General features: G+C 38.4%; 24 protein-coding genes. 9 read left to right on the plus strand and 15 right to left on the minus strand.

Translation table 11 applies throughout. The annotated features are described in order from the left end of the window. Positions 1 to 42 precede the first annotated feature (42 nt). Positions 43 to 906, plus strand: a complete 864-nt coding sequence (gene mtnP, locus LEP1GSC202_RS06035; protein WP_015676417.1) for an S-methyl-5'-thioadenosine phosphorylase — start codon at positions 43 to 45, stop codon at positions 904 to 906. On the opposite strand, the gene LEP1GSC202_RS06040 is transcribed toward mtnP, so the two are convergent. Together LEP1GSC202_RS06040 and galK are read right to left on the minus strand one after the other, a co-directional pair. After that, positions 903 to 1,295 (minus strand): STAS domain-containing protein, encoded by a 393-nt coding sequence (locus LEP1GSC202_RS06040; protein ID WP_015677164.1) that lies wholly within the window; start codon positions 1,293 to 1,295, stop codon positions 903 to 905. The two genes, mtnP and LEP1GSC202_RS06040, sit on opposite strands and share 4 nt — an antisense overlap. Beyond that, a complete protein-coding gene (galK, locus tag LEP1GSC202_RS06045; protein WP_015677167.1) occupies positions 1,292 to 2,461 on the minus strand; it encodes a galactokinase in 1,170 nt (389 codons plus the stop codon). The genes LEP1GSC202_RS06040 and galK overlap by 4 nt, the downstream gene beginning before the upstream one ends. Before the next feature lie 44 nt (positions 2,462 to 2,505). Between galK and LEP1GSC202_RS06050 the strand changes: the two genes are divergently transcribed. Beyond that, positions 2,506 to 3,858 (plus strand): glucose-6-phosphate isomerase, encoded by a 1,353-nt coding sequence (locus tag LEP1GSC202_RS06050; RefSeq protein WP_015676406.1) that lies wholly within the window; start codon positions 2,506 to 2,508, stop codon positions 3,856 to 3,858. Here the strand turns inward: LEP1GSC202_RS06050 and LEP1GSC202_RS06055 are convergent. Genes LEP1GSC202_RS06055 through LEP1GSC202_RS06070 form a run of 4 tightly spaced genes read right to left on the minus strand, consistent with a single transcriptional unit; the run spans position 3,835 to position 8,729 of the window. After that, positions 3,835 to 4,557, minus strand: coding sequence for a nucleotidyltransferase family protein (locus LEP1GSC202_RS06055; protein ID WP_015676541.1), 723 nt, complete (start codon positions 4,555 to 4,557; stop codon positions 3,835 to 3,837). The two genes, LEP1GSC202_RS06050 and LEP1GSC202_RS06055, sit on opposite strands and share 24 nt — an antisense overlap. Then, the gene (locus LEP1GSC202_RS06060) at positions 4,554 to 5,423 is read right to left on the minus strand and encodes a phosphotransferase (protein WP_015676996.1); all 870 of its coding nucleotides are present in this window, start codon (positions 5,421 to 5,423) and stop codon (positions 4,554 to 4,556) included. The genes LEP1GSC202_RS06055 and LEP1GSC202_RS06060 overlap by 4 nt, the downstream gene beginning before the upstream one ends. A gap of 8 nt (positions 5,424 to 5,431) precedes the next feature. Next, positions 5,432 to 6,943 carry a hybrid sensor histidine kinase/response regulator gene (locus LEP1GSC202_RS06065; RefSeq protein WP_015677550.1) on the minus strand — a complete coding sequence of 504 codons (1,512 nt, stop codon included), beginning with the start codon at positions 6,941 to 6,943 and terminating at the stop codon, positions 5,432 to 5,434. Continuing rightward, on the minus strand, positions 6,936 to 8,729 hold the full coding sequence (locus LEP1GSC202_RS06070) for an ATP-binding protein (RefSeq protein ID WP_015676489.1): 1,794 nt from the start codon (positions 8,727 to 8,729) through the stop codon (positions 6,936 to 6,938). Before LEP1GSC202_RS06070 ends, LEP1GSC202_RS06065 begins: the two co-directional genes overlap by 8 nt. Before the next feature lies 1 nt (position 8,730). Between LEP1GSC202_RS06070 and LEP1GSC202_RS06075 the strand changes: the two genes are divergently transcribed. Next, on the plus strand, positions 8,731 to 9,600 hold the full coding sequence (locus tag LEP1GSC202_RS06075) for an alpha/beta fold hydrolase (RefSeq protein WP_244147645.1): 870 nt from the start codon (positions 8,731 to 8,733) through the stop codon (positions 9,598 to 9,600). Here the strand turns inward: LEP1GSC202_RS06075 and LEP1GSC202_RS06080 are convergent, their stop codons facing one another. Then, positions 9,601 to 9,834 (minus strand): ferredoxin, encoded by a 234-nt coding sequence (locus LEP1GSC202_RS06080; RefSeq protein WP_015676628.1) that lies wholly within the window; start codon positions 9,832 to 9,834, stop codon positions 9,601 to 9,603. A gap of 49 nt (positions 9,835 to 9,883) precedes the next feature. Between LEP1GSC202_RS06080 and LEP1GSC202_RS06085 the strand changes: the two genes are divergently transcribed. Next, positions 9,884 to 10,249 carry a response regulator gene (locus LEP1GSC202_RS06085; RefSeq protein ID WP_015677376.1) on the plus strand — a complete coding sequence of 122 codons (366 nt, stop codon included), beginning with the start codon at positions 9,884 to 9,886 and terminating at the stop codon, positions 10,247 to 10,249. Here the strand turns inward: LEP1GSC202_RS06085 and LEP1GSC202_RS06090 are convergent. Genes LEP1GSC202_RS06090 through LEP1GSC202_RS06115 form a run of 6 tightly spaced genes read right to left on the minus strand, consistent with a single transcriptional unit; the run spans position 10,239 to position 16,251 of the window. Next, positions 10,239 to 11,018 (minus strand): TlyA family RNA methyltransferase, encoded by a 780-nt coding sequence (locus LEP1GSC202_RS06090; protein WP_015676940.1) that lies wholly within the window; start codon positions 11,016 to 11,018, stop codon positions 10,239 to 10,241. The genes LEP1GSC202_RS06085 and LEP1GSC202_RS06090 overlap by 11 nt on opposite strands. Continuing rightward, positions 10,999 to 11,925, minus strand: a complete 927-nt coding sequence (locus LEP1GSC202_RS06095) for a polyprenyl synthetase family protein (protein ID WP_208597397.1) — start codon at positions 11,923 to 11,925, stop codon at positions 10,999 to 11,001. Before LEP1GSC202_RS06095 ends, LEP1GSC202_RS06090 begins: the two co-directional genes overlap by 20 nt. Before the next feature lie 50 nt (positions 11,926 to 11,975). Next, positions 11,976 to 12,389 carry a nucleoside-diphosphate kinase gene (locus LEP1GSC202_RS06100; RefSeq protein WP_012387121.1) on the minus strand — a complete coding sequence of 138 codons (414 nt, stop codon included), beginning with the start codon at positions 12,387 to 12,389 and terminating at the stop codon, positions 11,976 to 11,978. A 42-nt stretch (positions 12,390 to 12,431) separates the two neighbouring features. Then, the gene (locus LEP1GSC202_RS06105) at positions 12,432 to 14,540 is read right to left on the minus strand and encodes a cation:proton antiporter domain-containing protein (RefSeq protein WP_015676677.1); all 2,109 of its coding nucleotides are present in this window, start codon (positions 14,538 to 14,540) and stop codon (positions 12,432 to 12,434) included. 18 nt (positions 14,541 to 14,558) lie between these two features. Continuing rightward, a complete protein-coding gene (coaD, locus tag LEP1GSC202_RS06110; protein ID WP_015677103.1) occupies positions 14,559 to 15,041 on the minus strand; it encodes a pantetheine-phosphate adenylyltransferase in 483 nt (160 codons plus the stop codon). Between the two features lies 1 nt (position 15,042). Beyond that, a complete protein-coding gene (locus LEP1GSC202_RS06115) occupies positions 15,043 to 16,251 on the minus strand; it encodes an argininosuccinate synthase (RefSeq protein WP_015676837.1) in 1,209 nt (402 codons plus the stop codon). An 81-nt stretch (positions 16,252 to 16,332) separates the two neighbouring features. On the opposite strand from LEP1GSC202_RS06115, the gene LEP1GSC202_RS06120 reads away from it, so the two are divergent. Genes LEP1GSC202_RS06120 through LEP1GSC202_RS06130 form a run of 3 tightly spaced genes read left to right on the plus strand, consistent with a single transcriptional unit; the run spans position 16,333 to position 19,550 of the window. Continuing rightward, the gene (locus LEP1GSC202_RS06120) at positions 16,333 to 17,481 is read left to right on the plus strand and encodes a nitrilase-related carbon-nitrogen hydrolase (RefSeq protein ID WP_039928282.1); all 1,149 of its coding nucleotides are present in this window, start codon (positions 16,333 to 16,335) and stop codon (positions 17,479 to 17,481) included. After that, positions 17,465 to 17,992, plus strand: a complete 528-nt coding sequence (locus LEP1GSC202_RS06125; protein WP_015677545.1) for a hypothetical protein — start codon at positions 17,465 to 17,467, stop codon at positions 17,990 to 17,992. The genes LEP1GSC202_RS06120 and LEP1GSC202_RS06125 overlap by 17 nt, the downstream gene beginning before the upstream one ends. A gap of 1 nt (position 17,993) precedes the next feature. Further along, positions 17,994 to 19,550 (plus strand): FAD-dependent oxidoreductase, encoded by a 1,557-nt coding sequence (locus LEP1GSC202_RS06130; RefSeq protein WP_015676382.1) that lies wholly within the window; start codon positions 17,994 to 17,996, stop codon positions 19,548 to 19,550. Here LEP1GSC202_RS06130 and rlmD read toward each other — a convergent pair. Then, entirely contained in the window at positions 19,543 to 20,742 is a 1,200-nt protein-coding gene (gene rlmD, locus LEP1GSC202_RS06135) for a 23S rRNA (uracil(1939)-C(5))-methyltransferase RlmD (RefSeq protein ID WP_015677072.1), read from the minus strand. The genes LEP1GSC202_RS06130 and rlmD overlap by 8 nt on opposite strands. Next, positions 20,739 to 21,812 carry a quinone-dependent dihydroorotate dehydrogenase gene (locus LEP1GSC202_RS06140; RefSeq protein WP_015677140.1) on the minus strand — a complete coding sequence of 358 codons (1,074 nt, stop codon included), beginning with the start codon at positions 21,810 to 21,812 and terminating at the stop codon, positions 20,739 to 20,741. The genes rlmD and LEP1GSC202_RS06140 overlap by 4 nt, the downstream gene beginning before the upstream one ends. Positions 21,813 to 21,912: 100 nt before the next feature. Here LEP1GSC202_RS06140 and LEP1GSC202_RS06145 point away from each other — a divergent pair, with 100 nt between their 5' ends. Next, positions 21,913 to 23,529 carry a sensor histidine kinase gene (locus LEP1GSC202_RS06145; protein WP_015676570.1) on the plus strand — a complete coding sequence of 539 codons (1,617 nt, stop codon included), beginning with the start codon at positions 21,913 to 21,915 and terminating at the stop codon, positions 23,527 to 23,529. Further along, a complete protein-coding gene (locus tag LEP1GSC202_RS06150) occupies positions 23,526 to 24,455 on the plus strand; it encodes a response regulator (protein ID WP_015676486.1) in 930 nt (309 codons plus the stop codon). The genes LEP1GSC202_RS06145 and LEP1GSC202_RS06150 overlap by 4 nt, the downstream gene beginning before the upstream one ends. The last annotated feature ends 2 nt before the right edge of the window (positions 24,456 to 24,457 follow it).

Consider the following 24,457-nt stretch of genomic DNA (forward strand, 5'->3'; position numbering starts at 1 on the left):
ACCAAAATCGTTGGGGGAAAACTGCACTTTAAGAGGATTCATATGGCAAATGTAGTGAAAATCGGGGTGATTGGTGGAACAGGTTTGTATTCGATTGATGGGATGGAAATTCTAAAAGAAATCCATCCGGATACACCATGGGGAAAACCATCTGATACCATCACCATTGGTCGATTTAAGGGGAAAGAAATTGCTTTTTTACCGAGGCATGGTAAGGGCCATTTTTTAAACCCAAGTGAGGTTCCTGCACGTGCCAATATCGCCGCATTAAAACAGTTAGGTGTTGAAGAAATCATAGCCTTTAGTTCCGTCGGAAGTCTCCGACAAGAAATTGCACCACGTGATTTTGTGATTCCATCACAGATCATCGATAGAACAAAATCGAGACATGCTACATTCTTTGAAAATGGAATGGTTGCCCATGCTCCTTTTGCCGATCCGTTTTCTCCAGGCCTCGCGAAAAAAGTGGAAGAAGCTGCAAAACAAATCAATCTCCCGATCCATAGCAACAAAACATTAATTTGTATGGAAGGACCATTGTTTTCGACTCGAGCAGAATCCCATATGTACCGGTCATGGGGTGCAGACATCATCAATATGACAGTTTTACCAGAAGCAAAACTCGCAAGGGAAGCTGAGATTTTATACCAAATGGTATGTATGTCGACAGATTATGACTGTTGGAAAGAAGACGAAGCCCATGTAACGTTGGAGATGGTTCTTGCTAACCTAAGTACCAATGCGGAAACCGCAAAAAAACTTTTATCAACATTGATAGATTTATTAGGAAAGTCGGATGATACGAGTTTGGTGGGAAGTACAAAGTTTTCACTTGTGACGGCTCCCGAGAAACGGAACCCAGAACAAATTGCTAAGTTAAAATTTTTGTTTCCAAGTTATTTTTAACTGTGGGTTACAGCCTGCTCTAATGTAGGAAAAATTTGGAGTAGGCTTTTCAGTTTCGTGAGTTCTAAAACATAACGCACTTTTTCCGACGGGGATACAATTCGTATGTATCCTTGTTGTTTGACAAGCCTGGAATGGATTCCTAAACAAACGCCGAGTCCTGAGCTATCGATGTAACTTACCTGCTCGAAATTTAAAAAAATATGATGGATACCTTTTGAAATTAAAATTTCCAGATTTTCTTTCATCACCTGGGAATTGTATAAATTGATTTCGCCGGATAACTCGAAATAAACGGCAGATTCAGGGAGTGGGACAAATTTTTGTTGTAGGACTTCCATTTTGAAGTCTCCACTTTCGACGGTATACTCATCCCAATTTTCGATCATATAGAAATTTCCTTCACCCCGTCTGAAATTTGAAACTTGTAGAAGTCTAACGCAAGGTTAAATTTTTGTTGATAACTTTTTTTCATTTCTTCATTTATTTTAGCAAAATGATCCTTTTTGTCTAGTACGAGTACGCACCCACCAAACCCACCTCCAATCATCCTCGCACCAATGGCTCCTAATTCTTTTAGGGTCGAAACAATAAAGTCAGTTTCTTCACAAGACACTTCGAAATTTTTTGACAGAGATTCATGAGTTGCAAACAAAGCATTTCCAACTTCTAAGAACTGGTTTTTTTCCAAACCATGGATGACTTGTTTTGTCCTTTCTCGCTCTGAAATGACATGGTTAGTTCGTTTTCGTTCGTTAAGGGTCAGACCACAATCGATCAATTCCTTTTCTGATAAAGTAACATCATAAAGTTGCTTAAAATTCGGGTATTTTGTTTGTACCTTTTCCAAAGCCGATTCACATTCTAACCTTCGATTGTTATAAGCGCTGTCTTTCAGGTTGTGTTTTACATTTGAATTGATGAGGTAAAATTCATGATCATCTAAGTCAAAATGGTGGTAGGAGTAAGAAAGTGTTTCTGTGTTAAGCGAAATACAATCGTTTTCCTTGCCGACAGCAATGATGAACTGATCCATAATCCCACATTTGGTTCCCACAAAATTGTTTTCGGCCTTCTGACCGATGACAGCGATGGTTTCCTTTTTGATTCCCAACCCAAAAGATTCGGAAATTGCAAATCCAGTGACCACTTCTAACGCCGCTGAAGAAGAAAGACCTGATCCTTGTGGGATATTTCCATCCACTAAAAGATCAAAACCTGGCACATCGTAACCAAGTGCTTCGATTTCAACAATGACACCTGATATATAATCTGTCCATGGAGAAGAGGGACTTGGTCGAAAGGGTTTTTCGATTTTGATGGTTTCATTGTAGGTAACGGAGTGGAATTGATAAAAGGATGAATGGTTCGGACGAAGATAAACTTGAACCGAGAAGTTGATCGCTGCAGGTAATACGATACCACCCAAATAGTCTACATGTTCTCCAATGATATTGATCCTTGCGGGTGCAACAAACAAACGTGGATGGGAATTTGTTTTTCCAAATATACGTTCAAATTGATTCAAATTTTCTTTACTTCTCAATGAATCCACATCATCTTCCTTTCGATGCTATACTTTATTTTAGGACAGGTGTTATGTCGAATCTAAAAATTTCAGATCGCTTTGTGAAACCATTTCTTTCTCAATCCAATTTGGAAGTTGAATTGGATAGAGCAGAAAAAGCCCGTCAAACGGTTCTCACTCGATCGGGGTTAGGTAAAGAGTTTTTAGGTTGGGTAAACCTACCAAGCCAAACCAAATCAGAAGATTTGCAATCCATACGAAAGGCAGCTGAATTGATTCAATCCCATTCTCAGTACCTCGTGGTAGTGGGAATTGGCGGGAGTTACCTTGGGGCTCGCGCTGTCATTGAAGCACTTACGCCTGAGTTTAGCAGTCCAGAATCGCAGAAGAAAACGGTTAAAATTTTATATGCGGGCCATCATTTGGATGCAGATTATCACTTTCGATTGCTCGCTTTTTTGGAGAATAAAGAATTCTCAGTCAATGTGATCTCCAAGTCAGGCACTACAACAGAACCTGCTATCGCATTTCGATTATTACTCTCTTTACTAGAACGAAAGTACGGAAAAGAAAATATCAAAAATCGTGTATTTGCCACAACGGACAAGTCCAAAGGGGCACTCAAAAATTTGGCCGATGAGTATGGATTTCCATCTTTTGTCATCCCAGACGATATAGGAGGCAGGTATTCTGTTTTTACACCCGTAGGTTTACTACCCATTGCAGCCGCTGGCTTTAGCATCAACAAACTGATGGATGGCGCAAAACAAATGGAATCTGAACTGATTTCGACGACTTCTAAAGATGGGAATTTGGCATGCCTTTATGCGTCCATTCGCAATGGATTGTATTCTCTTGGAAAAACTACGGAAATTTTTGTATCATACAATCCTTCTTTAGGGTATGTAGCAGAATGGTGGAAACAGTTGTTTGGCGAAAGTGAAGGTAAATCTGGAAAAGGAATTTTTCCTGCATCGGTACAATTCACAACAGACTTACATTCTATGGGCCAATACATCCAGGATGGTGAACGTAAACTTATGGAAACTGTCATCAAAGTTGAAACTCCAAAACAAGATGTTTACCTAACAGAAAAAACGGATGATAATGATGGATTAAATTATTTGGCAGGGAAAAAACTTTCTGAAGTCAATCAAAGTGCTATGCTTGGAACTTTAATTGCGCATAAAGATGGGGGAGTGCCATGCTTAGAAATCACATTGCCATCCATCACGGAAGAAACATTAGGTGAACTATTGTATTTTTATGAATTTTCATGCGCTATTTCTGGTTATATGTTGGGTGTTAACCCCTTTGACCAACCAGGTGTGGAAGATTACAAAAATAATATGTTTGCTTTGTTAGGGAAAAAAGGTTTTGAAACACGAAAATCGGAAATTTTAAGTCATATTGAAACGACTTAAGAAATTTTGAATCTTTGTGAGTTTGTTACCAAATACATCCTTTGTTTGGTAACTCTCCCATAATTCTTTTGTACCTAAATCCAAAACTTTTCCTTGGAAAAGTTCACCAGTGATTTCACCTTTTTTGCCACATTCCTTAAAGATATCTGACAAATCATAATACCGATTTTTCTCTAAATGGAGTAAACATTTCGGATCCAATACAGCAAGTCCTATATAATAAAAATTACCTTCGCCAAATTTTAAAGTTTGGTCATCGGAAATTGAAATTTTAGTATATGATTGTCCTTCCGGAATCGGTAACAAATAAAGATGAATTTTGCTATTATTCGCTAAACGATCTTTAGGTGAAAAATCTGCACTTGGAAAAAATAATGTATCGGGATTTATGATTAAAATGGGTTCGGTATAGTGATCCTCTGGTAACGCTGTACGAATTCCGCCAGCAGTTCCTAAAATTTCATTTGATTCATGGGAAACAACCAATGAGATTCCAGAGAACTTTTTTAGATGGTTCAAAATCTTTTCCCCTAAATAATGTGTATTGACCCAAATATTTTGGATATTCCAAACATGCAAAAGATACAAAGCATAATCTAAAAGTGTTATGGATTGAATTTTTAAAAGAGGTTTCGGCGTATTTTCAGTTAGAGAACCCATACGTTTTCCAAAACCTGCAGCGAGAACAAATGCATTCATATGTTGAATTGACGAAAGTCCTTATGTAAGTTTAATTCATTTTGTAAACTTTTGACAAAAATATAGAGGGAATCCGAAAACATTCCTAATTGAATGATTTCTTCCAATTGGTTGAGACAGGCAAGAATAGAAGGTTTGAATTTACTTTTATCATGATCGACTACCATTCGAAATTCTCTAGGAAGTGGGTAATATGCATCGAACAAAATGGAAGCCAAATCATATTGAGGTACCCCCATCCTTGCATCTTGAAAATCAATGAGTACATAATCGAAGTTTGGTGATCTTAATAAATTACGGCAATGAAAATCGCGGTGAGTGAAAACATTGATATTGTATTGATCCAAATATGCAACAGTCTCTTCTATAAATGCAATCGCTTCATTTGAAATTGAAGTTTTGATTTTGAAACGTTCTTTGAAGGCATTGAATTTTTCTAGGGTGAGGTTTGTTTCAAACAATAATTTTTCAGAATCAAATCTTCGATTCTTCACAAAACTTGGTGGATCAAGAGTTTGTAATTTTAGGATTAAATCAATCAATTTGGGAAATTGGGTTTGGTAGTCATTCAGTTGAAGGGAACTAAAATCTAATTTTCCTCCAAAGGACATACACAGAATTCCAAGGGAATCATTTCGCTCAAAAATTTTTGGAACATGAATTCCATTTGCATCTAAAAATTCTGAAAGTTTGACAAAGTCGTCATTAATAGTTTCATCAATACAAACAACTTCTTCTAGGTTGGAATTGGTGATTTGAAAGTATCTCCTAGTTGATGCTTCTTCTTGTAATGGAATGATGTTACAGTTTTTACCGTAACGAGATCGAATAAAATCTATTTGGGATTCGTTGGTTCCAGAAATCACGATACCAACTAGGTTTCGGGAACCTCAGGAAAAATAAAATGAAATTTAGAGCCTTTTCCTGGGGTTGAATCAATTTCTAATTCGATTTCGAAATTGTCCACAATCTGTTTTACAACAAACATTCCAAGGCCAGTTCCCTTTCCTAATTCTTTCGTTGTGAAATACGGTTCGTAAATTTTTTCTAAGGTTTCCTGTGACATACCCTCTCCATCATCTGTAATGATTAGGTGGGCTTTCCTTCCTTGAAGGTATGCTTTGATTTCTATGGTTCCTATATTATTGGTGGCATCGGCAGCATTTAATAGTATATTCGACAGTAAAAGTGCAAATTGATCTGAATTCATTCGGAAAGGAATGTTTTCTTCTGATTCACTGCGTTTGATTTGGCAGTATTTTAATTTTGCTGTTTCCTTAAACACATTTAAGACAGCCGTAATTTCAGAATTTAAATTTAATATTTCTGATTTTTCATTTGTAGATTTCACCGATTTTCCAAGTTGTAATAGGTTGGAAGTAAGTGCCCTTAATTTTTCTGTTTGATTCAAAGTGACTTTCAGTGCTCGATCTTTTAACATCATATCAGCGTTCTCACGGGAAGCCATTTCGACAAATCCTTGGATGGCTGTAAGGGAATTATTGATTTCGTGTCCAATGCTTGCTGCAACCACCGACAAAAATGCCCTTCGCTCAGAGTGAATCAGTTGTTCCACCATCAATTTTTTTTGTGTCACATCACGGATCACACCTGTATAATAGGAATCCCCATCCAAACTATAAGAACAAATAGCAATGTCTGCCAGAAATGTTGAGGAATCAGATCGTTGTAAGGTGACATCTGAAAGTTGCAAAGTTGACTTATTGGGCTCCTGACTCAATACATTTGAAACTTGATTCATATACTTTTGCATTTTATTTTCGGTAAACAACAATCGTACATTTTGTCCAATAAGATCCAATGGCGCGTCATATCGAAACATGTCGAAACTAGACTTGTTCGCAGAAACAATGATTAATTTGTGATTGATAGTGATGACAGCATCTGATGTTGCATTTAAGATCGCCGCATTTTGTCTGTTTAAATCTAAATTTTGTGTACGAAGTGCTTTTTCTAATTTTTCAGACAACATCAATTTTTCTAAGTCTGAATCTTTTTGGTTTTTTACTTCTAATGCGCGTTTTACGACGGATAATAATTGTGTTCGATCAACTGGTTTTGATATGTATTCGTAAGCATGATAACGAATTGCTGCCTCTGCAGAAGATAAATTAGGATTACCTGTAATGAGAATGACAGGCAAATTGATTTTTTTGTCCGCAATGAATTTAGTAAAATCGATGCCTGACATTCCCGACATTAAAATATCGGAGATGACGATGGAAAATGATTCGCCAGATTCAATTCTATGGACAGCTTCTGTAGCTGATTCAGAAAGTTCGATTTGGTATCCTTCTCGTGATAAAACACGTTTTAAGGCAATCCGAATGTCTTCTTCATCATCGATGATTAGTATCTTATCCATTTTCGTCACTATGAGCTGGAAGAAAAATTTCTACTTTCGTTCCAACTCCTTCCTTGGTTTTCATATAAATTTCACCACCATGTTCAGCGATGATCTTTTTTGAGATTGATAATCCTAAACCCGTACCTTGTTTATTCCTTCTCGTTGTAAACAATGGTAAAAATACCTTTTCTAATGTCTCATCATCGATTCCTGGCCCATTATCTTCTACCGAAAAAACAACCCAGTCTTTCTTTTGACTCTTAACAAAATCAATTCCCAACTCTATTTTGGGATTCTCTCGCGGAATTTCCATTTCCGATAATGCATTGATGGCGTTCACTACACAATTGATCAACACTTGTTCGATTTCCTGCCAGCGTACGAAAATTCCGGGCAAATTAGGACCAGCATGTCGAGAGAAATGAATGTTTTTTTTCCGACAACTGACTTCTACCAATTCGCTTGTCCTCACCAAAATATAGTAAGGTGATACAAAATCTCGATTGGGACTTTCCATCCTTCCTAAATCCAATAAGGCTTTTACCAAGTCTCGGATCCTTAAGTTAGCCGATTCAATTTTTTTAAGTATATTCCTTCTTTCTATAGGATCGGTTTCATCCACGGTGATTAAATCTTCTAAGTACAATAGTGCACTTTGAAGTGGATTGTTGATCTCATGTGCAAGACCCGCAGCGATTTCTCCAATACTTGCGAATTTCATAGATTCTATGAGTTGACGATCCAAACGTTTTGCTTCCGTTATATCTGAAAATACCAACATCACTTTTTTATCATTTGGATTCAATCGTCTAACAGGAATGTACTTAATTTCAAATGTTTTTTCTTCGCCTAACAATAGAAAATCAAATTCTGCCACTTGGATAGTTTGTGTTTTGATGGATTCTAAAAGAACTGAAGTTAGTTTTGATTTGAGTTCTAAATCGAAATAGTGAAATATATTTTCTCCGATTTCAAATGCTAATAACTGGAATAATAAAAACTTAAAAATAGGAGCAACTTCCAATATAATTGCTTCTTGGTTTACGATCACGAATCCATTATTGATAGTAGCAAAAAATGTTCTGAGTTTATCTTCGCCATACTTAATTGTTTGTTCAGCATTTTGTATGATGGAAAGATCTAATAATAAAATCGTGATTTCCTGGTTTGTTGGATTTCCTTGATTTGTGATAAAACTTTGGAGTTGGAATTTTTGTTTTTCACCAAAACCCGATTGGATTTCTAAATTTTCTTTTATGTTTTCTTTTAATAAATTTTGTTTTGTTTCGTCGGAAAGGGACAGGATTTCAAAAATAGATTTTTTTCGTATTTGGTCGATGTTGAGTGAGAAAAAATCCAAAAATCTTGGATTCGCATACAAGATGTTCCCAAACGAATCGGTTTTTAAAAATGGAATTTCAAATTCATCTGTTTGTTTGAATGAATTTGATTCCGATTTCGTTTTCCAATCTAAGTACAATACATAAATCTCTGTTGTTTCTTCAAAAAACTCTTGTAACGAGGAAAAGCGAACATTCCCAAGTATTTTTTCCTCTTTGTTTTTTTTGAAACTGACTGACGTGGGATAACTTCCATTTTGTATTTCTTTTATATAGGAGAACAAATCATTTGATTGGTCGATGATCAAATCGATGGAAAAAGGTAAGGTATGATTGGTTTCCAAAAGGTCTTTCAAATCGTCATGACAATACAATACATTCCGGGATTTAAGATCGACGAAAAGAAATCCACTTGCGGAATGGGAAAGTAGCTGCGATAGCTTTAGAATTTTTGATTCCAACATTATGATTAAACTTTTTTACCGAAGCCTTTATCGAAATTATCAGTCCCAGAGACGTAAATCAATGAAAAATATGGGTGGAATTCCCTCTTATGTCAATATGGGAGGCCACAAAATTTTCTATTGGAAATTTGGAAACGGAAATCAAAAACCGATTGTATTCTTTCATGGCTTACTTGATGAAAGTTTTGGATTTCGACGAGTCGTCAAAGAATTGTTAAATGATGGATATCCTCTCTATGTATTTGATTTACCAGGTTATGGAAAAAGTAAATTACCTCTTGTAAAATACCTTTTCCAAATTGATGTTTGGGCCAAATTACTTTTGGAGTGTCTTGAAATTTTAAATCTGACCCATGTCTGCCTAGTTGGGCATTCTATGGGTGGACTCATATCCCAACACCTAGTATTATCCGATCCGAACAAACGGGTGGAAAAATTGATCCTACTTGCACCCGGTGGAATTCCACATCCCGAACGCGAAAAAATGCGGAAAATTTTATTTCCCAAAACGGAACGACAAGTGGTTTTACTTTTACGTTATTTGTATGGAGAAGAGTTTCCTGAGCCTGGTTATTTGTTTCGCCATACGCTTGTTACTATTTGGAATGACAAACCAAATGAATACTTACAAGAGAATACATTACGTAGAGAAGAAGAAATTTTTTTTGGTGAAAAAATGAAAGAAATTCGAATCCCAACGTTAATTTTGGCAGGTGCCGAAGACCAAATCACACCTCCATTTATGATGGAAAAAATGAAATCTTATATCAAAAAGAGTAAACTCGTTTGGATTCCCAAAATTCGTCATGCCATCCACTTGGAAAAACCAGATGTGGTGGCCACGAATATTAGATCCTTTTATAAACGTTAATCACTCCCCATCATCCCCAATCGCGTCCACAGGGCACATAGCCATGGCAGCTTTTGCTTGTTTATCTTCCGTTGGGTTAGTTGGTTGTTTTTTGAAAAAAATGTGCGTTTCGTCCGCATTGTATTCCAAAAGGTTTGGTGCTTCTTTGACACAATCGTTACACGGAACACATGTCTGGTCGACATAGTATTTTCCTGGTACATTTTCGGGTTGTTTGATACTTTTATCTGCCATACAGTATTTTTACTTTTTAACAGACCCCCCCTTATAAAATAAAGCATATATGACGAAAAAGAACATCCTCATCGTCGAGGATGAACCATTCCTCGGACTCAATATCAAACAGAAAATCGAATCCTTCGGTTTTCATGTGATTGCAGTTGTACCATCGGGGGATGAAGCGTTCCAAATTGTTTCAGAGAAAGTACCAGATCTCATCCTGATGGATATCAATTTAGAAGGATCATTGGATGGAATTGAAACTGCTGAATCTTTGCGAGATCAGTTTTCCGTACCAGTATTGTTTTTGACAGGTTTCTTAGATGAAACATCCAAACAGAGAATCAACCAAAATCCGTCTTATGCGTATCTGATGAAACCTTTCTCCACCGATCAATTGAAAGAAGCCGTCTCTGGATTTATGGCTTAACCATTTCCCTTTTTTCCCAATAAATCAAAAATTCACGATTGCCATCTGCTCCTTGGATAGGAGATTCCTTTATTCCTTTCAATCGAACATTTGGATTTACACTTTTGATGTTGCGCCAAACCGACCGAAGCGTATAACCAATATCATGCGAGTTTTTTAAAATTCCTTTTTCGAGTTTAGAAGGGTGAACCTCAAATTGAGGTTTGAGGAGTGTGATACCTTTCCAAGTCACATTAGGAAACTTTTGAAACAAAGGTAATAAATACCCAAACACTGGGACCAGGGAGATGAAACTTAGATCCATTGTGATCCAAGTTTCATCTGAAAGCGGTTCTAATGGAAGAGTGGGTAACTCTTTTAAATGGGTTCGGTCAAAAACCACTACCTTGGGATCATTGGCAATTTTTTGAGCCAACTGTCCATAACCCACGTCTACTGCAAAAACCTTAGAAGCTCCTTTTTCCAATAAGACCTGACAAAATCCTCCGGTTGAAGCTCCCAAATCAATACAAGTTTTCCCATCGATTTGGATTTTTTTCCAATTCTCAAATGCTCCAAGTAATTTATAGGCACCTCGGGAAACATAGGTTTTAATTTTTTCTTTTGTGCGAACTTTGTCTTTAATGGAAACGAGGCTTCCCACTTTGGAAACGATTACATCATTGATTAGAACTGATCCCGAAAGAATTAGGGACTGGGCAAATTTAATATCCTTCGCATAACCTTCGCGAACGAGGAATTCATCGAGTCTAATTTTTTCTTTCTGCAATGTACTTTGGTAAACCTAAAAAGAATTCATGGTTCAAAGAAGGAAGTTGTTTTGCAAACGATATTGCTTTGTCTACAGATTCTTTTCGAAGTGATTTCGCTTTTTCCATTCCAAATAAACCTGGATAAGTCAATTTACCAGCTTTGGCATCTTTACCAGGAGTTTTCCCAAGTTCTGCAAAATTTCCTTCTACATCTAAGATATCATCGGTGATTTGAAACAAAAGACCAATTTCTTTCGCATAACTTGAAAGAATGGATTCTCTTTCTTTCCAATCCAGGCGCAATCGGTTCCCTAATAAAAAGGATGATTCGATCAAGGCTCCAGTTTTTTTCTCATGGATGGAATGGAGTTTGGACTCTTTGTTGGTATCACTCGGATTTTTTTCTTCTTCGATATCTTCCATCTGCCCTTGGATCATCCCTGTCATTCCCGCTCCTTTGTGGAGGATTTGGATTAAGTCGCGAATCAAATGCAGTTCATTTGTTTCGATCATTGATAATAGATAAAAACTTAGAGAGTTGAGAGTGTCGCCTGCAAGAATGGCTGTTGCTTCATCAAATTGTTTGTGGCAGGTAGGTTTTCCTCGACGAGTGTCATCATTGTCCATGGCAGGCAAATCATCGTGGATGAGTGAGTATGTATGGATACATTCGACTGCTAAGGAAGCAAGCAATACAGAATGATTATTCACTTCGGAAATCGAATTAGGCAAATCTTTCGAATCAAAATAGGAATTGATCACAAATATAGGTCTGATTCTTTTTCCACCAGCTTCTAAACTATATAGGCAAGCATCTGTTATGCGAGTTTTTGGAGAAAAAAGTTTTGGTGTATAGGAAGTAAAAAAAGAATCAAAAAGTTGTTTGGAGTTTTGTAGGATTTCGGTAAAGGATTTTGACACGATCTTTGAGACCGGTTCATTCAGTCGAACCGATCTATTGATTGATAAGATGCTTAGTTTAGCTCGTAACCTTTGAAGAAAAACGCAATCTCTTGTAATGCGTTCGCAACAGAATCAGAACCGTGAACTGCATTTGCTTCCTTACTTTCAGCAAAAAGTGCTCGGATGGTTCCAGCTTTTGCTTCTTTCGGGTCAGTCGCACCAATCACATCTCTCCAGTGTGCAACAGCATTGTCTCGTTCAAGAGCACAAGCAACGATCGGACCAGATGCCATGTAAGTGCAAAGGTCATTGTAAAATGGACGAGCCGCATGGACTGCGTAAAATTGTTTTGCGTCTTCAAGGCTCAGTTTTAGGAATTTCATTCCTAGGATTTTGAATCCTTCTTTTTCGATTCTTTGAAGGATGTCCCCGATGTGTTTGTTTTTCACTGCATCGGGTTTAAGCATGATAAAAGTTCTTTCCATATCTCCAGTTGCTCGGAGAAACCGAAAAAAGCAATCGAATCTTTAGGTGGTTAAAAAACGTACCAATAGAAAAGAAGTGGGGAGAAGGTCCATTTTTTCGAATCCCAATTCTTCCCATACATTCAGATCGATGAGAATGAGTGAATAACCTGTGATTTGGCTTACAGCAATGGGATAAGGATTGAGATCCGTTTCTGGTTGGATGAGGTTCTCCACTTTAATTTTGTTAGATTTCATTCCCTTGAGAGAAGTGAGTTTTTGAGCAAAACCAAGGATTGGATCTTTATCCCCTTTGTAAAGGATGGCCACCTTTTCAATGGTTTCGAGCCCATTGTCTATGAGTACTCCCACAGTTGCCGGGCAGTAATTCAGAATGCCTTTGATTTTTCCTCCGGTGTAACTGCGAGAAAACAAAGGTTTTGCGGCACCTATCAAAAGGATATCCGAATGTTTGATTTTGGCAAAGTTTACAATTTCGTAAGTGACATTGTCGGTGATACGATATTCGGTTTGGACTTGGATTCCTAAACTTGCGCCTGTTTGGCGAATTGCTTCGAAACTTGCATCTCGATACTTTCGAATTTCCTCATTGGACAACGAGTCATTAGGTGAAATATGTAAGGCAATGATTTCTAAATTTTTCTTTTGGTTTCCGGATAGGGAAAAAGCAAATCGAACCAAACTTTTACCCATCTTTTCTTGGGCAAAGGCAACGAGGACTCGGAGTTTGCTGTCAGATGGTTTTTCCGGATAACTCGTATGAGTTGTTTTTGAAAAAAACTTTTGGATTCCATCAAGTAGTGGTCCGGTGGATAGTGTTGTCACCAGTGCCATAAGAACAAAAACGGCAAAGATTTCTGGACTTAAGATCCCAAGGTCATACCCAATATTGAGTACGACAAGTTCCATAAGGCCTCGGGTATTCATGAGTGCCCCAATGGAAAGAGAATCTTCCCAATTGGAACCAGCAATCCTTGCGGCAAAAGCACTTCCAATGAACTTTCCAACCACTGCAACAAGTAAAACCAATCCGAATACGAGCCAAAGGTGAGAACCATTGAGAAGGGTAACTTCTGTTCTGAGACCTGTGATGACAAAGAAAATCGGAAGGAATAAAATAACGGCAATGTCTTCAATTTTTTCAGCGATGAGTTTTTTTAGGTTCCCTTCTGCTGGCATGATCACTCCAGCAAGGAAGGCACCAAACAGTGCATGGATGCCGATCACTTCGGTTGTTAATGATGATAAAAATAGAATCATCAAAATGAGAGCAACGGCTGTTCTTGTTAGGTTTTCTCTGGAAATATAAATGGAACCCAATCGTTTGAGAAAGGGTGCCACAAGATAAATCATGGTGAGTATGTACGCAAATGAAAGACCAATTGTGAACAGTGCCGTGTTGAGGTTACCTGCTTTGGAAATTGTGACAATGATAGCAAGAAGGATCCAAGCAGTGATATCATCGGCTGCGGCACAAGTGAGGACCATAGCCCCGAGCGGTGTCCGCGTAAGATTCCTTTCTTGCAAAATGCGAGCAAGTACAGGAAATGCGGTAATACTCATTGCAATTCCCATAAAAAGAGAAAAAGATAAAAATCCTACATTCTCAGGTGCATAGTCCGTATAAAAATAATACGCCAAAGTCATTCCCAAAAAGAAGGGAAAAATAATACTCGCATGACTGATGATAATTGCGGAATGGGCTTTGTTTTTGAGAACAGAAAGATCTAACTCCATTCCGATGATGAACATAAACAAAACCAGTCCAATTTGGCTTAAGGTACCAAGTGTTGGAAGACTGGCTGGTGGGAATAAAAATCCCATCGTTTCCGGAAAGTAATACCCAAGGAGAGATGGTCCAAGTAAAATCCCTGCCACAATTTCTCCCATCACGGAAGGTTGTTTTAATTTTCTTGTGAATAGGTATCCGACAAAACGCGCAGATCCGCAAACCACAATGATTTGAATGAAGAGTAAAGCGAGAGGGTGGTGAAATCGATTGAAGAAATTTTCTGTGTCTAGATGTTCGCTCGCTGTGACACTTAGATTTTTTGCGGTTTCCAAAACACTGCCCGCTTGGAGTAAAAAATACCCCAACGATCCAAACAGAAGCAAAGTGAAACCGTAAAATGTAGAAGAACGAGTTTTCATAGACCCTCAAGGTTCCGATCAAACGGAAAATTTTTTCACAAGTGCTTCGCCGACCACATCAGGGACTTGGTTGGATACCGCTCTGCCGTGTCTTGCTACTTCTTTGACGATTGTGGAAGACACAAAAGAGTACTCATTGTCTGCCATTAAGAAATAAGTTTCGATTTCGGGGGCTAATTTTTTGTTCATGAGAGAAATCGCATATTCATAATCAAAATCGGTTACGGCACGAAGACCTCTAAGAATGACCCTTGAATTTTTTTCCTTACAATAATCCACGGTAAGGCCTTCAAACGAATCTATTTTGATTTTGTCCCAACCATGAAAGACTTTTCCAATCATCTCCACTCGTTCTTCAGGAGAGAAAAGGGATGTTTTTTTGGAATTGATGGCAACAGCGATGATGATCTCTTCAAAAAGAGGATGGGCACGCCGTATAATGTCTAAATGCCCATTCGTAAATGGATCAAATGAACCTGGGTATACGGCGATATTTTTCATCTTAATGGTTCACCCTTGCCCATTCTTTCATTGGAAGGCCGTACAAATTGATAAACCCTTCGGCATCGTACTGATTGTACAATTCTTCTTTCTCAAAAGTGGAAAGGCCAGCGTTGTACAATGATTTGTTGGATTTTCTTCCTACAACAGTGCAGTTTCCTTTGTACAATTTAATCCGAACGGTTCCATTCACAAATTTTTGTGTGTAATCCATATAAGCTCGTAGGGCATTCATTTGGTTGGAATACCATTGGCCATTATAAATATAACGAGCAAACTCTTGCGAAAGTTCGTCTTTTTTGTGTTGGGTATCACGGTCGAGAGTGATGGATTCTAAGTCACGGTGTGCAATATGTAAGATGGTACCACCGGGTGTTTCATAAACTCCTCGAGACTTGATACCAACAAGTCTGTTTTCTACGATATCCACACGACCCACTCCGTTTTTTCCACCTAAATCATTTAAGGTTTCCATCACTTCAAGAGGGTTCATTTTTTTTCCATCGATGGCAACACAGTCTCCATTTTCAAAATCCAATTCCAAATAGGTTGGTTTATCAGGTGCTTTTTCTGGAGACACGGTGAGGATAAACATATCTTCTTTTGGCTCGTTGTATGGATCTTCCAAAATTCCGCCTTCAAAGGAAAGGTGCATTAGGTTTCTGTCCATACTATAAGGTTTAGCGGCTGTTACAGGGACAGGGATTCCTTTTTTCTTTGCATATTCAATTAAATCAGCTCGGCCACCAAAATTCCATGTCCTCCATGGAGCAATGATTTGTAAGTTAGGTGAAAGGGCTTTGAAGGTGAGTTCAAAACGTACTTGGTCGTTTCCTTTTCCAGTGGCGCCGTGAGAGAATGCATCTGCTCCCTCTTTTTTGGCAACCTCAGCCATAGCTTTTGCAATGAGAGGCCTTGCAAGAGAAGTTCCGAGTAAGTATCGCATTTCATAGATCGCATTTCCGCGGATTGCAGGGAAAATAAAATCGCGAGCAAATTCTAAACGTAAGTCTTGGATGTATACTTTTGAAGCTCCTGTATTTTTTCCTTTTTCTTCAAGGCCTGTTAATTCTTCTTTTTGGCCAACATCGGCACAAAAAGCGATGACTTCACATCCATAGGTATCTTTCAACCAAGCAAGGATGACGGAGGTGTCGAGTCCACCTGAGTAAGCGAGAACGATTTTTTTGGGAGCAGGTTTCTCTTTCATAGAATAAGGTCAAAATAAAAGAAAAAACTAAGAACACAATTAAATATTGTCTGAAACGAAGTTGTGTAGTAGATTTGGTGGATGCGTTTTTTTGTCTCTTTTTCTGTTTTTCTATGCCTGACAATTTTGACACTCCAATGCAAAAAACAACCACACGAGTCCACTTCACTATCTGCAAAACTTCCAAAACCAATTTTTTACCAACAAACGGAAGGAAAAGGAAAACGAGGCACAGTCATTGGCATCGAACCCTATCTGAACAAATACAGTTACGCTACAGAAGAAAGTTTTTATTTGAGTATAAGAGAATACTTCCAAAAGGCTAAAGACAACGAGAACATCTTTGTCGACCGAACCATCATTGTTTTGCCCGAATACATCGGAACATGGTTTGTGGTAACATCCGAAGACAAATCCATTTTTGAAAAGGAAACCATCAGCGAAGCCATGGAAGAATTGGTGAAACTAAACATTGGTTCCTTCCTCTGGCATTATGCCTTCAGTCCTTCCTATTCAACTGATCATCTAAAAGAAACACTCTTTCGGATGAAGGCTTGGCAAATGACGGATCGTTACCAGTCGATTTTTTCGCGGTTGGCTCGTGAATACCGAGTCGCGATTGTCGCGGGTTCTATTGTTTTGCCCCACCCCAAAGTAGTAGAAGGGAAAATCACACCAACGGATGGTCCACTTGAAAATGTGAGTTTTTATTTCCATCCTGATGGCCGAGTGGATGACCAAATTGTTCGGAAACTTTTTCCCATTGCGGAAGAAAAACAGTTTATAAGCGAAGGGAAGTTAAATGAAAATCCAACGTACAGAACTCCATTGGGAAAGTTATACACCATGGTCTGTGCTGATTCTTGGTTTCCAGAAGTCTACCAAGAACTAACACAATCTGAAGCTGAAATTGTAATCGTTCCATCTTTTGTCGCCCCAAAACATGTTTGGTCGGAAAAATGGAATGGTTACAACGGTTATGCGAATCCAAAAGATATCAATCCCAAAGATATTGGAACCATCACCGAAAAATCGGCTTGGAAAAAATATGCAATGATGGGTCGCCTAAAAAATCCAAATGTTAAATTGGGAATGAATGTATTTTTTCGGGGAGAGATTTGGGATATGACAGCAGGTGGAGACGCTTTTTTTCAGTTTATGGCTAAACCGGTAAACAATTTGGTAAAAGAAGAAAAATTCCAAGGAAGGTTATATGTATTCTATCTCTAGAAAGTCCTTTCTCGCGTTGTTATTATTTTGTGCCGGGATCAAATCCAAAATCCAATATTTTTATTTTAGTGATTCAGAAATCAAAACGGTCACTAGTTTTGTAGAAGTAGTGTTACCCATTGACGAACCTGGGATGCCTAACTTGGAAGAAGCAAGTGTTATGCGAAGATTGGATGAGGAATTGTACTTTGTTGCCGACGAAATCCAGGAAGATTTCCACGCAGCAGTTATGGTATTAGAATATTTACCAATATTCTATGGGAAATTTCGATGTTTTTCAAATTTGGAAAAAGAAGTAAGGATTCAATTTTTAGAATCAATTGCAGAAACAGATTCGGATACAATTCGCGCGGTTGTGGGAAATTTAAAACTTTTGGTGTTCCTGGTTTACTATGGTCATAAATCAACTTGGGATTCCATTTCCTACCCTGGTCCCTTTGCCAATCCACCTGAAAAATGGAGTGAAGCCCGCCTCCATTACCAAAATTTACTCAAAGGAAATTCGGTATAAGATGAAAAAAATAGGAATGAATCGAGATTACAAAAGTTACGAACCAGGGGAAGTGGTCCAAGTGGATGTGGTGGTGATTGGTTCTGGTTGTGGTGGGGCAACCATGGCTTATGAACTTTCCAAAAAGGGGATCAAGGTCGCATTACTCGAACAAGGTGGAAATTACCATACTGGCACCTTTGATAATAATGAATTGAACATGGCAGGGAAAGTTTCTGCAGAAAGGAATTTTCATACGACCAGTGATGGTGGGATCAACTTGGTATATGGTAACAATTTAGGAGGGGCCTCCGTGCACTACTGGGCTGATAGTTACCGCACACCTGAAGATCGTTTACTTTTGTGGAATCGAAAGTATGGTATCGAACACCACCTTCCTGAAGATTTAAATCCATATTGGAGTGAATTAGAATCTGACTTACATGTATCTCCTGCCACGGAAGAATACTTCAATCCTATGAATCGGTTGTTTCGGAACGCATCACAACGATTAGGTTGGGAAGGGCATGCCGTCCCACAAGCCAGGAAAAATTGCCAAAAATCTGGCCACTGTATGCAAGGTTGCCTTTTTGGTGCGAAACAATCCCAACTCATCACTCATATCCCAAATGCTGTTCGACTCGGAACCGATGTTTACACTGATCTAAGAGCGGAGCGTTTGGAAATTGTGGGAAACCAAGTGAAAGGACTTGTGGCAGTGGCCATCGATAGAGGAACTTTAAAACCAACCCAAACCAAACTTCGTTTCCAATCCAAAGCGGTTTGTGTTTCAGCGGGAGGGTTTGGGAGTAGTAAATTTTTATTAAAGAATGGATTGAAAAAAAGACTGCCGGCGCTTGGTGAATTTTTGGCAATCAATCCTTCCCCCATGGTACATGCGTTATATGAAGAGCCAATTGTTCAGTGGCGAAATATCCCTGCGGCTTATGGTGTTGAAGGGTTTCGGTTGGCCAAGTTCCAAAATGGTTCGTACATAGAAGGTGGGTATATGCTGATGCCAAACCAATTGCAACCAGCTACCCTTGCCGCTCTCATACCAAGTTTCGGAAAAGACCACTTCCGTTATATGAAACAATTGGAATATTTGGGTGGGACCATCGGTTGGATTGATGATGTAGAGGGTGAACTTGGTTCGATCCAAGTGGATTTGTTTGGAAAAACAAAGGTAAATTATCCATTTGGTAAAATCACCAAACAAATATTCAGCGATCTGACATACAAACAGATGAAATTGAATTTTGAAGCGGGTGCCAAAGAAGTATTCCTTGCTGGGATGAAACTACGCAAATTCACAAAATTACCAAATAAAGAAGAGATTGATGCCCTTGCTTGGAGGCCAGCTGAGTTTCCAATGGCAGCCCCACACCCGGCAGGAGGTTGTAGGATGGGAAAATCGAACGACACTTCCGTTGTGAATTCCAAACACCAAGTCCATGGGTTTCAAAATTTGTTTGTGGCTGATTCCTCCGTGTTTCCTACGGGTGTTAGTGTGGATCCCAGTTTTACCATTATGGCATTTAGCAAAAAGGCATCTGAGTTTGTAGCTGACGTTATGTGAGATTTTTATTCCGAAAAACTGCAACAGTTTCTACGTGGTCAGTTCTTGGGAACATATCAACCGGCTGTAAGGAATTTAAAAAATACTGTTTGGTGAGTAAAATGGAATCTTCCCTGAGACTCAATGGATCACACGATACATAAACAATTTTTTTGAAACCCATTCCTAGGATGGTTTCGATCACTTCTTGTCCGAGGCCAGTTCGTGGAGGATCGAGAACAATGGTGTCGTAATTTTTTCCATATAAAGTTGGTAAAACTTCTGCGACTCTACCTTTTCGAAACCGAACATTATGTACTTTATTGTATTTTAATGATTCGAGAGCAGTTCTATGAGAATTTGGATTTTCTTCGATCCCAAGTACTTCTTTACTTTGGTTTGCAATCCAAAAGGAAATAGTTCCGATTCCTGAATAAGCATCGATTACACGTGAATCCTTTTCGATTTCATCTAATACCAAATTGTACAAACTAGGAGTTTGGATGGGGTTTACCTGTAAAAAGGTGGAAAGTCCGACTCGGAATTTATGTTTTCCAAAATGTTCGTGGATGTAGGGTCTACCCCATAACAGATGTTCTTCGCGACCAAGTGCCATGGTTGTGTGTTTGGTATTGATGTTGTGAATGATCCCCACTAATTTTCCAAACTTTCCTGTTTTTCCGATTCGATTTTGGATGGCAGTATGAAGTCTTTTGGAAGCATCCTTTGCATGGGGAAGGTCTTCTTTTGCGGTGACAATTCCTAAAATGATTTCTCCAGTGGAAATTGATTTCCTAGCCACAAGGTACTTCATCATACCTCGTTTGGATTTTTCATTATAAGGTAATAGTCCTTCTCGCCTTGCCCATTGTTTGACGGCAAGTGCAACTTCTGTGAGTCCTGGGTCCTGGATTTGGCATTCTGTTTGGTCGAGGACGAAGGAAGCTTCTTTATTAAAAAGTCCAAGTGTGAGTAAGGTTTTGTTTCCTACATTACGGCGGCCAAAGGGAAGTTGGATTTTGTGACGGTAGTATTCAGGAGATGGACTTGGAACAATCGTTTTAAATTCTACGTGGCGATATGCCTTAAATAATTCTTTGATGTTTTGTTCTTTTTTACGAAGTTCTTTTGTATAATCGATATCGAGGTAATTACAACCACCACAAGTACCAAAATGAGTGCAGATTGTATTGTTTGGTTTTGTTGAAGTCATTTGATTTTTCCAGAGCCAACGAGTTGGCTGATCGATTGGTAACCTCTTTCTTTCACAACTTTGTCTAAGTAAGAACAGATTTGAAAGGGTAAAAAAGGACCTTCATAGATGTAACCAGTATAAATTTGGATGAGGTTGGCACCTGCTTCCATCATCTGAAGTGCTTTTTCTCGTGTGTCGATCCCACCAACACCAATGATTGGAATTTTTCCCTGTAAGGTTTGATAAGCTAGGGAAACAAAACGAAGTGATTTTTCGAAAAGTGGTCCACCAGACAATCCACCCTCTGGAGGATTTTCTTCACCTAGGTTTTGTTTGTCGAGTGTAGTATTCGTGAGGATCACTCCACTAATTTTGTAATCCAAACATACTTTGAGATTTTCAATGAGTTCTTCTTCCGTTAAGTCGGGAGCAAATTTTAAATACAATGGAATAGGAAACGAGTTTTGGAATTCCTTTTGGATTCCTTGGATGAGATCGATCAAACTCTGTTTGGATTGTAGAGAGCGTAAACCTGGGGTGTTGGGTGAACTGATATTGATCACCGCATAATCACCGTAAGGGATTAGTTTTTTTAAAGTGTATACATAATCACTTACTGCGTCTTCCAAGGCTGTGACCTTGGATTTACCAGCATTGATCCCTCTCACTCCCAACTTTTGTTGGTTCTTTAAATTGATTTCGGTTTGGTCTGCACCTGGATTGTTAAAACCCATTCTGTTTACCAGTGCTTTGGATTTAGGAAACCGAAAGAGCCTTGGTTTTTCATTTCCTGATTGTGCTTTGGCTGTGATGGTTCCTACTTCGATAAATCCAAATCCCATATGGATCATGGTTGGAAATAGTTCGGTTGTTTTATCAAAACCAGCAGCAAGTCCGACCGGATTTGGGAATCGAATTCCATGGATGGTTTGTTCCAATCGACTAGAAGGATATTGAAAGATGACAGACAGTGTTTTATGGAAAAAGGGAATTTTTTTGGATAAAGTAAGAAAGGTAGCGACTAAATGGTGTGCTGATTCAGGGTCTAAATGGAATAATATGGGTTTGATCAGGTGGTGGTAAAACAAGGGAAAAATCCTTACGTTGATTCTTTTTTCCCTACGATTTCTTACAATTTCTTTCCGAAAAAGACAATGTTTCCTAGATTCCTCATTAGGACAGTACTTGATGCCCTCTAATTCTCCCATATCTCGAATTTGGCAAAACCCATCTGCTTTTCCTCACGAAGAGGTGCTCCGGGAATTAGAAAATTTACTCCGGTCGAATCCTGATTTTTGGCTAAAAATCAATCGAGAAGGGATCATTGTAGATTATAAAACATCTCGGTTTGTGAACATAGGTGACAAACCAGAACTCTTACTTGGCCAACACATCAGTGTTGGTTTACCTCCTTATTTAAGAGAGATTACTTCAGAAGCACTCGCATACCTTACTGAGAAAAAAAGTTTGGTGTTTTGGAAAGAGTATTCTTACGGAGATGAACCAAACATTCGTCATGTGGAAGTTCGATTTGTGGTTCTGTATGATGGTTTTATCATGTCCAACCATCGTGATATCACGGAACGAAAACGATTGGAGAACGCTTTTTTAGAAAGTGAATCCAGGTTTCTTTCCATGGCACAAAATGCAGCCGATTCCATTGTGATCATCAATGACGAAGGGATCATTCAGTTTTTTAACAAAACTGCAGAAAATACATTTGGATACAAACAAGAAGAAGTTATCGGAAAAAATGTAACCATCATCATTCCTCCTGAATACAAAGACAAACACGACGGATTTTTGCGACGATATAAAGAAACGGGAGAGACTCATATCATCGGAGTGGGAAGGGAAGTGTTCGCACAACGGAAATCAGGTGAAGTGTTTCCTTGTGAACTTTCCGTTGGTGAATTTAAAACCAAAACGGGAAAAATGTTTACTGGAATTCTCAGAGACATTAGCCAAAGGAAACTGCAAGAAGAAGAACTTTATCAATACAGAAATCATTTAGAAGATTTGGTAGAAAGCCAAACGATGGACCTAAAGATGTCCAAAAATATTGCAGAAGAAGCATCCTATATGAAATCACTTTTTCTTGCGAATATTTCTCATGAGTTAAAAACACCCATCCATGCCATTTTAAGTTATGCAGAACTTGGTGCAGAAAAGTCGGCGACTGTTACTCCTGAAAAAATAAAGGAATACTTCCAAATCATTGATTCTTCTGGCAAACGACTACTTTCTCTTTTGGAAAACTTACTTGATATTGCCAAACTAGAATCTGGTAAAATGCGATATTTGTTCGAAAAGAACTGTTTAAAAGAAACTACTAAGTTTGTGATCAATGAAATGCGAGCAATTTTGGAAAAAAGAGGGATCACAGTTGTTTTACTTGATAAGGAAGAGCGTTGGGAAGCGGAATTTGATTATGAGCGCATCCAACAAGTGATTAGAAATATCATCTCCAATGCATTAAAATTCATTCCAAATGATACTAATATAGAGATCAGTTTGATAAAAAGAGAATTTATTCCTAGAAAATCTCAGTCCTATGTCATAGGGATTGGCATACAAATTAGAGATTTTGGTCCAGGAATCCCACCTGAGGATCTTGATAAAATCTTTGAAAAGTTCATCCAATCGAAACAAGTGAAAGCGGGAACAAAAGGAACAGGACTCGGTTTGTCAATTTCAAGAGAAATCGTTAATGATCATAGCGGTCTGTTGTATGCAGAAAATCATGAAGATAAGGGAGCTGTTTTTACAATGTTAATACCATGTTCCCGTGAAGGAATCAGATGATCAATTTACTTGCCGTTGATGATGAAATGATCAATTTGATGATCATCGATGAATCTTTGTCAGACAAGGGATTTACAGTTGTTAAAGCAAAAGATGGAGAAGAAGCGTTTCAAATTTTAAATTCCGGATCCATCTTATTTCATGCCATTATTTTGGATCGATTGATGCCAAAGATGGATGGAATCGAACTTTTAAAAAAAATCAAACGTTCGGAAAAATACAGAGACATTCCCGTTATATTTCAAACTGCAATGAGTTCCATCACGGATATGACGGAAGGGCTTGATGCTGGTGCCTTTTATTATTTAACCAAACCATATTCACGAGCATTACTCGTTCGTATTGTCCAAACCGCAGTAGAACATTTTATCAAATTACAAAGAGCAAAAGAAGATTTGCACAAAGGAATGGGAGCACTTCGTCATATGATCACCGGCGAATTTCGGATTCGTTCGATTCGTGAATCACATGAACTGGCACCATTACTTGCCAATGCTTGCCCTGATCCAGAACGTGTGTTAACCGGTATTATGGAAATTTTAAACAATGCCATCGAACATGGAAATTTAGGAATTTCTTACCAAGAAAAATCGGAACTCCATGACAATGATAAGTTGATGGAAGAAATCTTTCGTAGGCTGGATACACCTGAATACAAAGACAAATTTGTAAAGGTTAGTTTTGAAAGGAATGAGGAACGGATCGAAATTCGAATCAGCGACCAAGGAAAGGGTTTTGATTGGAAACGGTATTTGTCGATTGAAGCGATGACGAAAAATGCCTTCAAAACACATGGCCGTGGAATCTTTATGGCAAAAAAATTATCTTTTGATGACCTAACCTATATCGACGAGGGAAGGACTGCGATCATCCGAATTGACCTTACCAATAAAACAAGTAATTTACTCACTGACTTTCAGGAATGATT

The sequence above is a fragment of the Leptospira yanagawae serovar Saopaulo str. Sao Paulo = ATCC 700523 genome, from assembly GCF_000332475.2.
GTDB lineage: Bacteria > Spirochaetota > Leptospiria > Leptospirales > Leptospiraceae > Leptospira_A > Leptospira_A yanagawae.

Excerpts from the sequence above, each read along its gene's own strand:
- LEP1GSC202_RS06050 (WP_015676406.1), top strand. The coding sequence starts at position 2,506 with ATGTCGAATCTAAAAATTTCAGATCGCTTTGTGAAACCATTTCTTTCT.
- LEP1GSC202_RS06055 (WP_015676541.1), bottom strand. The coding sequence starts at position 4,557 with ATGAATGCATTTGTTCTCGCTGCAGGTTTTGGAAAACGTATGGGTTCT.
- LEP1GSC202_RS06075 (WP_244147645.1), top strand. The coding sequence starts at position 8,731 with ATGATTAAACTTTTTTACCGAAGCCTTTATCGAAATTATCAGTCCCAG.
- LEP1GSC202_RS06070 (WP_015676489.1), bottom strand. The coding sequence starts at position 8,729 with ATGTTGGAATCAAAAATTCTAAAGCTATCGCAGCTACTTTCCCATTCC.
- LEP1GSC202_RS06120 (WP_039928282.1), top strand. The coding sequence starts at position 16,333 with ATGCGTTTTTTTGTCTCTTTTTCTGTTTTTCTATGCCTGACAATTTTG.
- LEP1GSC202_RS06145 (WP_015676570.1), top strand. The coding sequence starts at position 21,913 with ATGCCCTCTAATTCTCCCATATCTCGAATTTGGCAAAACCCATCTGCT.
- LEP1GSC202_RS06040 (WP_015677164.1), bottom strand. The coding sequence starts at position 1,295 with ATGATCGAAAATTGGGATGAGTATACCGTCGAAAGTGGAGACTTCAAA.
- LEP1GSC202_RS06065 (WP_015677550.1), bottom strand. The coding sequence starts at position 6,943 with ATGGATAAGATACTAATCATCGATGATGAAGAAGACATTCGGATTGCC.
- LEP1GSC202_RS06150 (WP_015676486.1), top strand. The coding sequence starts at position 23,526 with ATGATCAATTTACTTGCCGTTGATGATGAAATGATCAATTTGATGATC.
- LEP1GSC202_RS06085 (WP_015677376.1), top strand. The coding sequence starts at position 9,884 with ATGACGAAAAAGAACATCCTCATCGTCGAGGATGAACCATTCCTCGGA.
- LEP1GSC202_RS06105 (WP_015676677.1), bottom strand. The coding sequence starts at position 14,540 with ATGAAAACTCGTTCTTCTACATTTTACGGTTTCACTTTGCTTCTGTTT.
- coaD (WP_015677103.1), bottom strand. The coding sequence starts at position 15,041 with ATGAAAAATATCGCCGTATACCCAGGTTCATTTGATCCATTTACGAAT.
- mtnP (WP_015676417.1), top strand. The coding sequence starts at position 43 with ATGGCAAATGTAGTGAAAATCGGGGTGATTGGTGGAACAGGTTTGTAT.
- LEP1GSC202_RS06100 (WP_012387121.1), bottom strand. The coding sequence starts at position 12,389 with ATGGAAAGAACTTTTATCATGCTTAAACCCGATGCAGTGAAAAACAAA.
- LEP1GSC202_RS06115 (WP_015676837.1), bottom strand. The coding sequence starts at position 16,251 with ATGAAAGAGAAACCTGCTCCCAAAAAAATCGTTCTCGCTTACTCAGGT.
- LEP1GSC202_RS06080 (WP_015676628.1), bottom strand. The coding sequence starts at position 9,834 with ATGGCAGATAAAAGTATCAAACAACCCGAAAATGTACCAGGAAAATAC.
- LEP1GSC202_RS06130 (WP_015676382.1), top strand. The coding sequence starts at position 17,994 with ATGAAAAAAATAGGAATGAATCGAGATTACAAAAGTTACGAACCAGGG.
- rlmD (WP_015677072.1), bottom strand. The coding sequence starts at position 20,742 with ATGACTTCAACAAAACCAAACAATACAATCTGCACTCATTTTGGTACT.
- LEP1GSC202_RS06125 (WP_015677545.1), top strand. The coding sequence starts at position 17,465 with ATGTATTCTATCTCTAGAAAGTCCTTTCTCGCGTTGTTATTATTTTGT.